The sequence below is a fragment of the Pseudolactococcus insecticola genome, assembly GCF_011170065.1.
Lineage (GTDB): Bacteria > Bacillota > Bacilli > Lactobacillales > Streptococcaceae > Pseudolactococcus > Pseudolactococcus insecticola.
The window spans coordinates 424,826-437,291 of record NZ_BLLH01000001.1 but is presented as its reverse complement, the minus strand read 5'-3'; the positions used below and the strand labels follow the sequence as shown (position 1 = coordinate 437,291).

The window sequence follows — 12,466 nt, the reverse complement described above, 5'->3', positions numbered from 1 at the left end:
AGCACCAAGTGCTCCAACATCGAGCTCAGCCCCAGAAGAAACACCGGACACGACGACAGTACAACCGCCAGTTAAATCTGAAGAACCGTCAACAAGCTCAGAGTCAACGGAAGCACCAAGTGTTCCATCATCGAGCTCAGCCCCAGAAGAAACACCGGACACGACGACAGTACAACCGCCAGTTAAATCTGAAGAACCGTCAACAAGCTCAGAGTCAACGGAAGCAGCAGACACTCCAGAAACAGAATCCGAACCAGTGGAAACACCGGACACGACGACAGCGCAACCACCTGTTGATTCTGAAGAACCATCAACAAGTTCAGAATCAGCGGAAGCAGCAAGTGCTCCAGAATTGAGCTCAGCCCCAGAAGAAACACCAGACACGCCGACAGTGCAACCGCCAGTTGATTCTGACGCTCCATCAACAAGTTCAGAGTTATCTGAAGCACCAAGTGTTCCATCATCGACCACTGACCCAGAAGAAACACCAGACACGCCGACAGCGCAACCACCTGTTGATTCTGAAGAACCATCAACAAGTTCAGAGTTATCTGAAGCAGCAAGTACTCCAACGTTAAGTCCAGAATCAACAGATTCAAAAACAGAAGAATCGTCTGAACCGACGACAGCATCTGTTGATTCCAGCGAAGTAGAAAAAAGTACAAAATCAGCGGAAAATCCAAGTACCCCGGCATCAACTGAGACAAAAGTCTCAGCAAATGCTGCAAAAAAATCGACACCGCAAAAAGAGCAATCAGATGTCAAGCTAACACCGACTTATGAAGTGCTTCCTACGACGGCAAGGCCAGTGAGTAACGCAAATAAAGTAGTACAAACTCAACAAAATATCCTCCCAGCAACAGGAGAGAATATTGAGAACAAGACACTATTTTCTGGCGTGTTTACCCTGATGTCACTTAGTCTAGGCTACATTATCAATCGCAAACGTCAGTCATGATTGAGAGAGTCTTGTCAAATTATTAAATTCATTTTATCAAAAGTAAAACACCTACTCATAATCTCGTGAGTAGGTGTTTTGAAGTAATTTATTATATCACGATTATACGAGATTAAGCTGTTTTAATCTGAATATTCTTAATTGACTTGACGACTTTGCAAAGTTCATCACGGTCTTGGTAGGTTGAGAGTGTATTTCTATACTTTTCAACTGTTTCCAGATCACATTCGGCGAACTGCAAGCCATTTTGTCTCGCATCGTCTATCTTGTAAATCATCTCATTACCCAAGCGCTGAATCTCTTCAATCGGCGAGTTTTTCATGATAATCTTACACGTATTGTCATTTAAGTCGTCGAGTTTATTGACGATCAAGATAAAGTCAAATGGCCGCGCTGCAGCGTGAATCATGAGCTTAGATTCGCTTAGAAAGCGTTGAACATCAAGGTTTGTATCCATGCCGTAGGATGCCATAGCGCTCTGCACGCCGTCCATCAGATCAAACATGTAGCCGCGCGATACCGTGCGAAATGCAGGCAGCGCCGCATAAAAGTTATGGACGAGCTTGTTTAAATCTTCCACAGTCGTCTTAGGACAGTTGTAGGCCGATTTTAATGCATTGTAGGCAGTTTGTATCGTCATGTCATCGCGAGCAGGCTCAAATCCTGCTAGAACGTCTGCCGCGATGGTTTTGAGTTGGACTAATGTCGTTGCATTTTCAACAGAGTGATTTTCCACCCAGAGTCGCATGGCTTTAAGTTCTGATGACACGCGCTCAATGCTGTCATTGTCTGACGCGTCCATAGCCGAGATTAGATTGATCAAATGATCGTATTTTTTCAAATAGTTTAGATCTGCTGTGACAAATCTCGAATCCGCAAATTCGTCTATCTTACTTGCTGCGAGTCCGAGTGCAAAAGATTGCAATTCTTTGGTGTTGACAGCAGTACAGGTTTTAGTTGCAAACAAACCTTGTTTTGCAGCAAGTGTCTCACTTTTTAGCTTGTCTAAGTCGACGGCATCAGCATGTTTAGCCTTGTCAAGCAATGCGTCACGATAATCAGTTACCATAGTTGATTTACCTCACTTTTCATATATCTCTATTATATAAAAATGTAGGCGCTTTCCTAAATGATATGTGAGATTTAAAAAACAGACTGCTTATAAGAACGACAGCAGTCTGTTTTTATATCATTAAAATCTAGTCAAAGTTATAATCATCATCGGACATAGCCTCAACCTGACCAAGTAGATAGCCATTACCGACTTGACTAAAGAAGTCGTGGTTAGCTGTACCGGTTGACAAACCGTTCATAACAATCGGATTGACATCCCCAGCAGTATCTGGAAAAAGTGCATCAAAACCTAAATTCATCAAAGCTTTATTAGCATTGTAGCGCAAGAAGGTTTTGACATCTTCTGCCCAGCCAAGTGGTCCGTAAAGCGCGTCTGTATAAATTTCTTCATTGGCATAAAGGTCGTAAAGTAGCTCGTAAGCCCAGTTTTTGAGCGTTTCTTGCTCAGCATCTGACAGATCGTTAAAGCCCAACTGAAACTTATAACCGATATAAGTCCCATGAACCGACTCATCACGAATGATCAGCTTGATAATCTCTGCGACATTGGCCAGTTTATTATTGCCAAGGTAGTACAAAGGCGTATAAAATCCGCTATAAAATAGGAAAGTTTCAAGAAAAACGGATGCGATTTTCTTTTCAAGTGGACTGCCATTTTTATAAATTTCAGTTACTTTTTGTGCTTTATACTGCAGATTTTCATTGGCATCGATCCAGGCAAAGATGGCATCAATCTCAGTTTTGGTGTTCAATGTTGAAAAGATTGACGAATAGGACTTAGCGTGAACCGACTCCATGAACTGAATGTTATTGAGTACAGCCTCTTCGTGCTGGGTTCTTGCATCTGCACGCAGCGAGTCCATTCCTGAGTCAGACTGAACAGTATCAAGCAGGGTCAGCCCGCCAAAGACATGGCTGACCAGATCACGCTCATCAGCAGTCAGGCTACGCCAATCGTCCAAGTCATTTGACAAGGGAATCCGTGTGTCAAGCCAAAATTGTTCCGTGAGTTTTTCCCAAGTCGATTTGTCAATCAAATCTTCGATATTGTTCCAGTTGATTGCTTTCGTATAGTTTTGGTTTATCATTCTTATCATTTTTCCTTAAATCACACAAGATTCACATTGATTGGCACCGACTTCATCGCCGTTATCCGTGAAGGTACGCACGTAATAAATCGACTTCACACCCTTATGATGCGCATAATTACGCAAAATATTGAGATCGCGCGTGGTTTGTTTGGTGTCTGTTTTCCACTCATAGATGCCACGTGGAATGTCGCTACGCATGAACAAAGTCATAGACAACCCTTGATCGACGTGCTTGGTTGCGGCTGCATAAACATCGATCACACGGCGCATATCCATATCGTAAGCGCTCGTATAGTAAGGAATCGTGTCCGTCGCAAGACCACGTGCGGGATAGTAGATTTTGCCTGTTTTCTTTTCTTGACGTTCTTCGATGCGTTGGGTAATGGGGTGAATACTTGCAGAAACGTCGTTGATATAAGAAATCGAGCCATTTGGCGCCACAGCCAAACGATTTTGGTGATAAAGGCCATCAGCTTGAATATCAGCCTTGAGCCGTGCCCAGTCAGCGCTAGTCGGCACGGCAATGCCGTCAAATAAGCTAGCAACTTTTTCTGACAGCACTTTGTTAGACGCAATATAATCATCAAAATAAGAACCGTCAGCGTATTTTGAACGCTCAAAATTAGCAAATGACACACCACGTTCACGCGCGATTTTATTGGATGATTTTAGTGTATAAAAATTCAGCAATTCAAAATAAACATCGGTAAATTCGATTGATTCAGGACTGCCATACACGATATGGTTTTGGGCAAAGTAGGAGTGAAGTCCCATGGCACCAAGTCCCATTGTATGTGCTTGTTGATTGCCATTTTGAACAGTTGGCACGCTTGAGATGTCAGAGTTGTCTGTCACAAATGTCAGGGCATGCACCATAGCATCAATTGATTTTTCAAAGTCAGTTGTTTGCATGAGATTGACCACATTAGTTGAGCCGAGATTACATGAAATATCTGTGCCAAGTGTTTGATAAGTCTGATCTTCGTTGAGCAGGCTCGGCGTTTGGACTTGGAGAATCTCAGAACACAGATTACTCATGACGATTCTACCGTCGATAGGATTGGCTTTATTTGCCGTGTCGATATTGACGATATAGGGATAGCCAGATTCTTGTTGCAATTTTGCAATTTCTTGTTCCAAATCACGCGCACGAATCCGATATTTTTTGATGTTAGGATTTGCGGCCATACGATCATACTCAGCTGTTATATCAACATAACTAAACGGCTTACCATAGATTCGTTCAACGTCATAAGGGCTAAACAAGAACATATCGGCATTGTCACGCACGAGTTCATAGTATTTGTCAGGGACAGTCACACCAAGTGACAGCGTTTTGACGCGAATTTTTTCATCGGCATTTTCTTTTTTGGTCGACAAAAAAGCGATAATATCTGGATGGAAAACACTCAGATAGGTCACACCAGCCCCTTGACGTTGGCCAAGTTGGTTAGAATATGAAAAACTATCTTCATAAAGTTTCATGACAGGCACAACGCCGCTTGCGGCATTTTCAATCCCTTTAATTGGCGCCCCTGCCTCACGCAAGTTAGAGAGATTGAGCCCAACGCCACCACCAATACGTGAGAGTTGAAGTGCTGAGTTGACCGAACGACCAATCGAGTTCATATCATCAGTCGTTTGAATCAAAAAACAGCTGACAAGCTCACCACGGCGACTGCGACCAGCGTTTAAAAAGCTAGGCGTTGCAGGTTGATAACGCTGATTGATCATCTCATCAGCAATCTGACGCGCCATTTCTTCATTGCCATCAGCAAAATAAAGGGCATTCAAAAGCACACGGTCTTCGAGATGCTCCAAATAAGCAGTTCCGTCATTTGTATGGAGCGCATATTGTTGGTAAAATTTATAAGCCGCCATAAATGACTTAAACTTGAAATTTTGCGCGTAGAGCCAATCATTGAGCGATTTGACAAAAGAAAAGTCATATTTTTCAAGAAAAGCACGTTCGATATAATCATGTTTGAGCAGATAGTCAAAGCGTGCTTCAAGACTGTCAAAAGTCATGTAGTTTGGCGTGACATTTTCTGCAAAAAACGCATCTAGTGCATCATGATCGCGGTGCAAAGGGATTTGCCCATTGACAGGGATATTGATTTCATTATTGAGGCGAAAGTATGATACTTCGCCGAGATTTTTAAGAGACATTTTCGATAATCCTTTTAACTGTTTTGACATCAGCATCTGTGCCACTAAACTCAAATGCGTAGAGCAGTGGTACGTGAAAGTCACGCGAGATGTCGTTTGCTGAATAGATAAATTCGTCGGCAAAATTACGGTTGCCAGAGCCAATCACACCTAAACACTGTTTGCCATAATCAGACATAAACTCCCAGACTTCTTGGAGCATTTCTTGCTCATAAGTTGGGATAATCAAGATGAAGTTGTCGTCATTTAGCAACTCATCAGCCTGCAAGATATTGAAAAAAGGGTGATCGAGTTTTTTGACAAAACGTTCAACTTGGCGCGTGATGCTGTAGTAGGCGATTTTCATGCGAGTTTTGCGAGTTCCGCAGGACGAAATCCTGAAAAAGCAATGTCATCTTTGATGATGACAGGCGCCGCCATGAAGCCCATTGATTTGATTTGTTCAATGTAGGCAGGTTCCTCATCAATGTTAATTTCTTTGAAATCGACAGACTTGTCATCTAACCATTTTTTGACCATTTTGCACTGCATGCAGTTGTTTTTTGAAAATACTGTGACCATATTGATTACCACCTTTATTCTTTTAATATGTTCTTATTCTATCAATAAAAAAATACCTAGTCAATTATTTTAACTAGATATTGTGATTTTTATTTTGTCGAACACTATATGTTGTGTTTTTGGTGTGTGAGATTACGACCAAAGCTAACAATGTTTTCAGACTTGGCATGAATCCTTGCTAGATTTTCTCGGTGGCGAATGACGATAAATCCAACCAAAAATAAGATGATAATCGTAAACAACCAATCGTATGAACCGAAAATAACATGAAAGGCGGGCATGATGAGAACTGAAATTGCAGCTACAATCGCTGCAATCACACTTGATAAGGACACCATGCTAAATAAATAGAGTGTGATGGCAAAAATAACTAGGAGAAAGAGAACAAAAACTGGATTATAGCCCAAAATCAGCCCCGCAGTCGTTGCGACAGCTTTACCACCGTGAAAATGATCAAAGATAGAAAAAGTATGCCCTAAAACAGCAAATAGGCCAAATAGCGCTGGAGAAAAGGTGTGAAGACCTAACATCGCTGGCAAAAGCGTGGCAAGTGTTCCTTTGAGTAGATCCACGGCAAAAACGACGCTGCCTGCTTTTTTTCCTAATATTCGAAATGTATTGGTCGTGCCAGTATTGCCTGAGCCAAAGTCACGTAAATTTTTATGAAAGAATAACTTGCCTATCCAGAGACCAGAAGGGATTGAGCCAAGTAAGTAGGCAATCAATAATAGTAGTAAGGTTATCATCTTTCTATTATATCAAAATATTTAGGATTTGACAGATGGGACTTGAAATATTATAATGATGTTAGTTTTAAAAGCTAACGTTTTTTTAGCGTGATTATCAACTATATGAATCGAGGAAATAATGTCACTAGCAGAAAATATTAAGAAATTTCGTGTTGAGAAAAACTTGTCTCAGCGCCAAGTTGCAAAGGAGATTGGTGTGGCGAACACCTCGTATTTTGCCTGGGAGCAGGGGACTTCAAAGCCTAGATTGCAAAATTTACAGAAGCTCTCAGTGCTCTTTGATGTGGAGCTTTCTGACTTAACAAAAGATGCGGCACAAGAGTTGCTGCAGACATTTAACGACTTAAACAAGGAACGAAAGGACAAAGTCATGACCTACACACAAGCGCAGTTAGCTGCGCAAAATCAAGAAAAAACAGCCCAAATAGAGGATGAAACACAAGAAGTCGTCCAACTTTTTCCTTACAAAGTCTACGAAAAACTATCGGCCGGGACAGGATTTTCCTATATGGGCGACGGGAGCTACGACACAGTTTACTTTGATGCAGAGATGTCCTATGACTTTGCAAGCTGGGTCTACGGTGACTCGATGGAACCAGTTTACGAGGACGGATCAGTTGCGCTCATCAAGGACAGCAGCTTTGACTATGACGGTGCCATCTACGCAATCGATTGGGACGGACAGACCTATATCAAAAAAGTCTATAAAGAAGCAGGTGGGTTAAGGCTCGTTTCAATCAACGAAAAATACAAAGACAAGTTTGCACCATTTGACGAAGAACCCCGAATTGTTGGGAAGATTATCGGCAATTTCTTTCCAGTTGATGTCTAAATACCACTATACCAATATATTTTAAATTTTCGCTTGACAACGCAAAAACATTAGTTTATGATACATATATCAAGTTCCTTAATTGGAATATTGACCTATACCAATTATAAACAGGAGAAATTAATATGTGTGGAATCGTTGGCGTTGTTGGCAGTAAAAATACACGTGATATTTTGATGCAGGGTCTTGAAAAGCTGGAATATCGAGGCTATGATAGTGCAGGAATTTATGTGACAGACCCGACACAAGATGGAAAACTCATCAAATCAGTTGGGCGCATTGCTGATTTGCGTGAAAAGATTGGAATCGATGTCGCAGGAACAGCTGGCATTGGTCATACACGCTGGGCAACGCACGGTAAGCCATCAGAAAAAAATGCACATCCGCATACCTCTTCTGACGCACGTTTTGTCCTCGTGCATAATGGCGTGATTGAAAATTATTTAGAAATCAAAAATGACTATTTGGCAAATGACAGTTTCAATGGTGAAACTGACACAGAAATTGCGGTGCATTTGATTGCAGCCCTTGTCAAAAATGAAGGTCTCAGCGCGTTTGACGCCTTCCAAAAAGCCTTAACCATTATCAAAGGCTCATATGCCTTTGCTTTGATGGATAGAACAGAACCTGACGTGATTTACGTCGCTAAAAATAAGTCACCTTTACTGATTGGGCTTGGCGATGGCTACAATATGGTGTGTTCTGATGCCATGGCCATGATTCGTGAGACGAGCGAATTTATGGAGATCCATGATAAGGAATTAGTCGTTCTGACGAAAGATCTTGTTGAAATCCATGATGCAGCGGGTCAATCAGTGTCACGTGATAGCTATACAGCAGAGCTCGATCTTTCTGATATTGGCAAAGGCACGTATCCGTTTTATATGCTCAAAGAAATCGACGAACAGCCTACTGTGATGCGTAAACTCAGCCAAGTCTATGCTGATGCAACAGGAAATGTTACTGTTGATTCTGAGATTACAAAGTCACTTATCGCTGCAGACCGCCTATATATCATTGCCGCGGGCACGTCTTATAACGCTGGCTACGCAAGTAAGTTTTTACTTGAAGAATTGACTGAAAAACCAGTCGAGTTAGGTATCGCATCAGAGTGGGGCTATAACATGCCGCGTCTATCAGAAAAGCCATTTTTCATCTTTTTGTCACAATCAGGTGAAACTGCTGATAGCCGCCAAGTCCTCGTCAAAGCAAATGAACTTGGTATCCCAAGTCTGACCGTGACAAATGTACCAGGATCAACGCTTTCTCGTGAAGCAAATTTCACCATGTTATTGCATGCGGGTCCTGAGATCGCAGTAGCTTCAACAAAAGCCTACACGGCGCAAATTGCGGCACTCGCCTTTCTTGCAAAAGCTGTTGGCAGCGAGATAAAAAACGGCAAGGCAGCAAAATTTGACGTGGTTCATGAACTGTCTATCGTTGCTCAGTCTATCGAAGCCACATTGTCTGAAAAAGCCTTGATTGAAAGCAAAGTAGCAGGATTGCTTGAAACAACACGCAACGCCTTTTACATCGGACGTGGACAAGATTACTATGTCGCAATGGAGGCCAGCCTTAAACTCAAGGAAATCTCATACATCCAATGTGAAGGATTTGCAGCAGGAGAGCTCAAACATGGCACGATTGCGCTGATTGAAGAAAATACACCTGTTTTAGCCTTGATTTCAAACAATGCAAAAGTCTCTGCGCACACACGTGGTAACATTTCAGAAGTTGTGGCGCGTGGCGCCAATGTCATCACGATTGTCGAGCAGGATGCTGCAATCTTAGGTGACGACATTATTATTAATAATGTTCATCCGTATCTATCAAGCATTTCAATGGTCATTCCAACACAATTGATTGCCTATTATGCAAGTCTGCATCGTGGTCTTGATGTTGATAAACCACGTAATTTGGCTAAGTCTGTTACAGTTGAATAAAATAAAAAAGCTGAGAAATTCTATTTCTCGGCTTTTCGTTTGCTGTCGGTAATTTGTTGCCCTTTTTCTTCATCAGCTAAAATCGCCTCAAAAGCCGGAATGCTGACTTCGGGATATTTCTGATGAAAGGCGTTACTCACGATACGATAGGCAAGTCTAGCGTTGCGTGATAAGATTGGACCATGAAAATATGAGGCGTAGACATTTTTATAGTTCATGCCCTCAGTGCCGTCTTCGTTATTATTGCCTTGGCCTGAGATGACCTTGCCAAGCGGTTTTTGTGTATCTGACAGAAAAGTACGACCTTGATGATTTTCAAAACCATAGTAAGTCTCATCAAACTCATCATTATGAATCTCGATATCACCGATAAAACGGTTATTTTCTTGACTTAGCGTGTAATGATCCATGGCAGAAATGCCGTCGATTTTGCGACCATTTGCTTCAATATAGTATTTACCAAGGAGTTGGAAACCACCGCAAATGGCAAGCATGGCGCCATCATTTTCGATGAATTTTTTTAGTTCAACGGCTTTTGTTGGTAGGTCTTGGCTGACGATAAATTGCTCGTAGTCCTGACCGCCACCGAAGAAAACGATATCGTAGTCATCGGCCGAAAAGTCATCGCCAAGGGAAATCACATCAAAACGCATAGAAGCGCCTAGTTTTTCGCCGACATATTTGAGCATGAGAATATTGCCATTATCGCCATAAGTGTTCATGAGGTCGCCATAGAGATGCGCCACCCGCAATTGATAAGGCAGGTTTGGATTTTCTGACACGATAGAAGTATAGGTCATTTCATTTCTCCGTTCACATAATGTCTGCTCGACAGCAACTCACGCATCTCAAGCATGGCTGTATAAGTCGCAAGGATATAAACGTGGTCATTGTCTTGTTTTTCAATCAAATCAAGCACATCAGGAAGTTTTGCACTCTCCGTAATCTTGTTTTTATCATAGCCTGACACTCGGAAACGACGCGCCATTTCGCTATGCCTCACGCCACCGGTAATGATACTCGTAACAGGCATGCGGTTGACCTCTTCAAAGTTGGCATCCCAGATCCAGCTGGTGTCGATGCCATCAGCATAGTTGGCATTGAGCAGGGCAACTAGGGCGAAATCATAAGGTGCCAATTTCATCATGTCAAGCACCTGATTGGCACCAACTGGGTTTTTGATCAGAACAAGTGTACAGCTTTTTTTACCAACTTTGAATGTTTCCTGCCGACCAAATACAGCGTGAGACGTTTCAAATCCTTGTTTGATACGCTTGCTATCAAGCCCGAAAAATTCCGCGACAGAGACCGCCGCAAGTGCATTATAGATATTATAAAGCCCCCCGACATTGATCGTATAATCTGCACCATCAATCACAAACTCTGACGAGGTATTGGTGATTTTTGTCAGTTCTGACAGGCGATAATCTAGCTCAGGACGGTGAAAACCACAGTTTTGACAGATGTAATTTCCCAGATTGGCATAGGTATTCATCGTAAAGTCAAGAATGTGGTGACAATTGGGACACAAGATACCTTCGGTGTTATAGTGTGCCCGACGTGGGCTGTGTTTTTCATGGTCAAAACCGTAGTATTTAACAGGATTGATCAGCTTTTGAGAATTGAAAAGTGGGCTGTCACCATTGAGCAAAACGGTTGCATTTGGCGCCTTTGCAGCACCTTCGACGATGAAATTATAGGTTGTATAAATCTCGCCATAGCGGTCCATCTGGTCACGGAAAATATTGGTGAAAACAAACAGGCTAGGCGTCAGATAATCCGTCACAGCAGGCAAACTTGCTTCGTCAATCTCAAGCACTGCGATATTTCTGCCGTTTTTATTGCGTTTTGCCGCCAAAAATGTCGCAACAATCCCAGTAATCATGTTAGCGCCTGTTGTATTTGTCGCGATTTTGCCAAAGGCAGTTTCAAGAATGCCAACGCTAAGCGCAGTTGTCAGCGTTTTTCCGTTAGTACCTGTGACAACTACAATTTCGTAGTCTTTTGCCAGTTTGTCGAGGATTTTGGGATCAATTTTGAGCGCAATTTTACCTGGTAAAGTCGAGCCACGTTTGAAAAATTTTTGAAGTACAAATTGAGAAGATTTTCCAGCAAAAATTGCTAAACTTGATTTAATTGTCATATGTCTATTTTAGCATAAAATGTGTTAAACTTTAATAGGAGGACTTATCATGACAGAAAATAAAAAAATTGGTTTCATAGGTCTAGGAGTAATGGGGCATGCGATTGCTGCGAATTTGCAGGCAGATGGCTACGCACTAAACGTCTATAACCGCACGGCATCTAAGGCAGATGACTTGGTTGCAAATGGTGCAAGTTACCTTGCCACACCACGTGAAATTGCACAGGAAAGCGACATTATCATCACCATGGTCGGCTATCCAGCTGATGTGGAATCCGTTTATTTCGATGCTGAAGCTGGGATTTTCTCAGGCATTTCAGCTGGTAAAATCGTCATTGATATGACGACATCAACACCAACATTAGCCAAAAAAATCGCTGAAAAGGCAGAAACATTAGGTGTCTTAGCGCTTGATGCACCCGTTAGTGGCGGTGATATTGGGGCTAAAAATCGGGCACTCACGATCATGTCAGGTGGCGATAAGGCAGCATTTGAAAAAGTTGTAGATATTTTTGGACACATTTCAAAAAAAGCGCAATATTTTGGTCAAGCAGGCAGCGGGCAACATGTCAAAATGGCCAATCAAATCGGGATAGCTGGGACAATGACTGCTTTGTCAGAACTACTAGTCTATGCTAAAGCAGCTAATCTGGATTTGGATGCTGTCCTTGATACATTGTCAGCGGGTGGTGCGGATACTTGGTCACTAGAAAATTATGGGCCTCGTATTTTGAAAGCAGACTATACACCAGGATTTTTCATCAAACATTTTATCAAAGACTTGAAAATAGCCTTGGATGAATCTGAAAAAATGGACTTGACATTACCTGCAACACAGCTCGCGCTGGATTTATACGAAAAAGTAGCCGACAAAGGCTTTAACGATGCAGGTACGCAAGCATTGATTAAACTATGGTGGTCATAAAGGAAATAAAGGAGAATTTAC

12 protein-coding genes are annotated in these 12,466 nt (G+C 42.1%); 4 read left to right on the top strand and 8 right to left on the bottom strand.

Going from position 1 to position 12,466, the window contains the following annotated elements:
• Positions 1-958: LPXTG cell wall anchor domain-containing protein (locus tag Hs20B_RS02250; RefSeq protein ID WP_172355134.1), on the top strand; the 958-nt coding region annotated here is incomplete at its 5' end.
• 112 nt (positions 959-1,070) lie between these two features.
• On the opposite strand, the gene Hs20B_RS02245 is transcribed toward Hs20B_RS02250, so the two are convergent.
• From Hs20B_RS02245 to plsY, 6 genes are all read right to left on the bottom strand, one after another.
• The gene (locus Hs20B_RS02245) at positions 1,071-2,027 is read right to left on the bottom strand and encodes a hypothetical protein (protein ID WP_172355132.1); all 957 of its coding nucleotides are present in this window, start codon (positions 2,025-2,027) and stop codon (positions 1,071-1,073) included.
• 130 nt (positions 2,028-2,157) lie between these two features.
• Positions 2,158-3,120 (bottom strand): class 1b ribonucleoside-diphosphate reductase subunit beta, encoded by a 963-nt coding sequence (gene nrdF / locus Hs20B_RS02240; RefSeq protein WP_371863831.1) that lies wholly within the window; start codon positions 3,118-3,120, stop codon positions 2,158-2,160.
• A gap of 15 nt (positions 3,121-3,135) precedes the next feature.
• Positions 3,136-5,292, bottom strand: a complete 2,157-nt coding sequence (gene nrdE, locus Hs20B_RS02235) for a class 1b ribonucleoside-diphosphate reductase subunit alpha (RefSeq protein WP_172355130.1) — start codon at positions 5,290-5,292, stop codon at positions 3,136-3,138.
• On the bottom strand, positions 5,282-5,638 hold the full coding sequence (nrdI, locus tag Hs20B_RS02230) for a class Ib ribonucleoside-diphosphate reductase assembly flavoprotein NrdI (RefSeq protein ID WP_172355128.1): 357 nt from the start codon (positions 5,636-5,638) through the stop codon (positions 5,282-5,284). The genes nrdE and nrdI overlap by 11 nt, the downstream gene beginning before the upstream one ends.
• Entirely contained in the window at positions 5,635-5,853 is a 219-nt protein-coding gene (gene nrdH / locus Hs20B_RS02225) for a glutaredoxin-like protein NrdH (protein ID WP_172355126.1), read from the bottom strand. Before nrdH ends, nrdI begins: the two co-directional genes overlap by 4 nt.
• Before the next feature lie 104 nt (positions 5,854-5,957).
• A complete protein-coding gene (gene plsY / locus Hs20B_RS02220) occupies positions 5,958-6,599 on the bottom strand; it encodes a glycerol-3-phosphate 1-O-acyltransferase PlsY (protein ID WP_172355124.1) in 642 nt (213 codons plus the stop codon).
• A 121-nt stretch (positions 6,600-6,720) separates the two neighbouring features.
• Here plsY and Hs20B_RS02215 point away from each other — a divergent pair, with 121 nt between their 5' ends.
• Positions 6,721-7,434, top strand: a complete 714-nt coding sequence (locus Hs20B_RS02215) for an XRE family transcriptional regulator (protein ID WP_172355122.1) — start codon at positions 6,721-6,723, stop codon at positions 7,432-7,434.
• Between the two features lie 125 nt (positions 7,435-7,559).
• Positions 7,560-9,377, top strand: a complete 1,818-nt coding sequence (gene glmS / locus Hs20B_RS02210; protein ID WP_172355120.1) for a glutamine--fructose-6-phosphate transaminase (isomerizing) — start codon at positions 7,560-7,562, stop codon at positions 9,375-9,377.
• Positions 9,378-9,397: 20 nt separating this feature from the next.
• Here the strand turns inward: glmS and gatD are convergent, their stop codons facing one another.
• Entirely contained in the window at positions 9,398-10,177 is a 780-nt protein-coding gene (gene gatD / locus Hs20B_RS02205) for a lipid II isoglutaminyl synthase subunit GatD (RefSeq protein WP_172355118.1), read from the bottom strand.
• Positions 10,174-11,520: a lipid II isoglutaminyl synthase subunit MurT gene (gene murT / locus Hs20B_RS02200; protein ID WP_172355116.1), complete on the bottom strand. Its 1,347-nt coding sequence runs from the start codon at positions 11,518-11,520 to the stop codon at positions 10,174-10,176. The genes gatD and murT overlap by 4 nt, the downstream gene beginning before the upstream one ends.
• Before the next feature lie 49 nt (positions 11,521-11,569).
• On the opposite strand from murT, the gene Hs20B_RS02195 reads away from it, so the two are divergent.
• Positions 11,570-12,445 (top strand): NAD(P)-dependent oxidoreductase, encoded by an 876-nt coding sequence (locus Hs20B_RS02195; RefSeq protein ID WP_172355114.1) that lies wholly within the window; start codon positions 11,570-11,572, stop codon positions 12,443-12,445.
• The last annotated feature ends 21 nt before the right edge of the window (positions 12,446-12,466 follow it).

Excerpts from the sequence above, each read along its gene's own strand:
- Hs20B_RS02245 (WP_172355132.1), bottom strand. The coding sequence starts at position 2,027 with ATGGTAACTGATTATCGTGACGCATTGCTTGACAAGGCTAAACATGCT.
- nrdF (WP_371863831.1), bottom strand. The coding sequence starts at position 3,120 with ATGATAAACCAAAACTATACGAAAGCAATCAACTGGAACAATATCGAA.
- nrdE (WP_172355130.1), bottom strand. The coding sequence starts at position 5,292 with ATGTCTCTTAAAAATCTCGGCGAAGTATCATACTTTCGCCTCAATAAT.
- nrdI (WP_172355128.1), bottom strand. The coding sequence starts at position 5,638 with ATGAAAATCGCCTACTACAGCATCACGCGCCAAGTTGAACGTTTTGTC.
- nrdH (WP_172355126.1), bottom strand. The coding sequence starts at position 5,853 with ATGGTCACAGTATTTTCAAAAAACAACTGCATGCAGTGCAAAATGGTC.
- plsY (WP_172355124.1), bottom strand. The coding sequence starts at position 6,599 with ATGATAACCTTACTACTATTATTGATTGCCTACTTACTTGGCTCAATC.
- Hs20B_RS02215 (WP_172355122.1), top strand. The coding sequence starts at position 6,721 with ATGTCACTAGCAGAAAATATTAAGAAATTTCGTGTTGAGAAAAACTTG.
- glmS (WP_172355120.1), top strand. The coding sequence starts at position 7,560 with ATGTGTGGAATCGTTGGCGTTGTTGGCAGTAAAAATACACGTGATATT.
- gatD (WP_172355118.1), bottom strand. The coding sequence starts at position 10,177 with ATGACCTATACTTCTATCGTGTCAGAAAATCCAAACCTGCCTTATCAA.
- murT (WP_172355116.1), bottom strand. The coding sequence starts at position 11,520 with ATGACAATTAAATCAAGTTTAGCAATTTTTGCTGGAAAATCTTCTCAA.
- Hs20B_RS02195 (WP_172355114.1), top strand. The coding sequence starts at position 11,570 with ATGACAGAAAATAAAAAAATTGGTTTCATAGGTCTAGGAGTAATGGGG.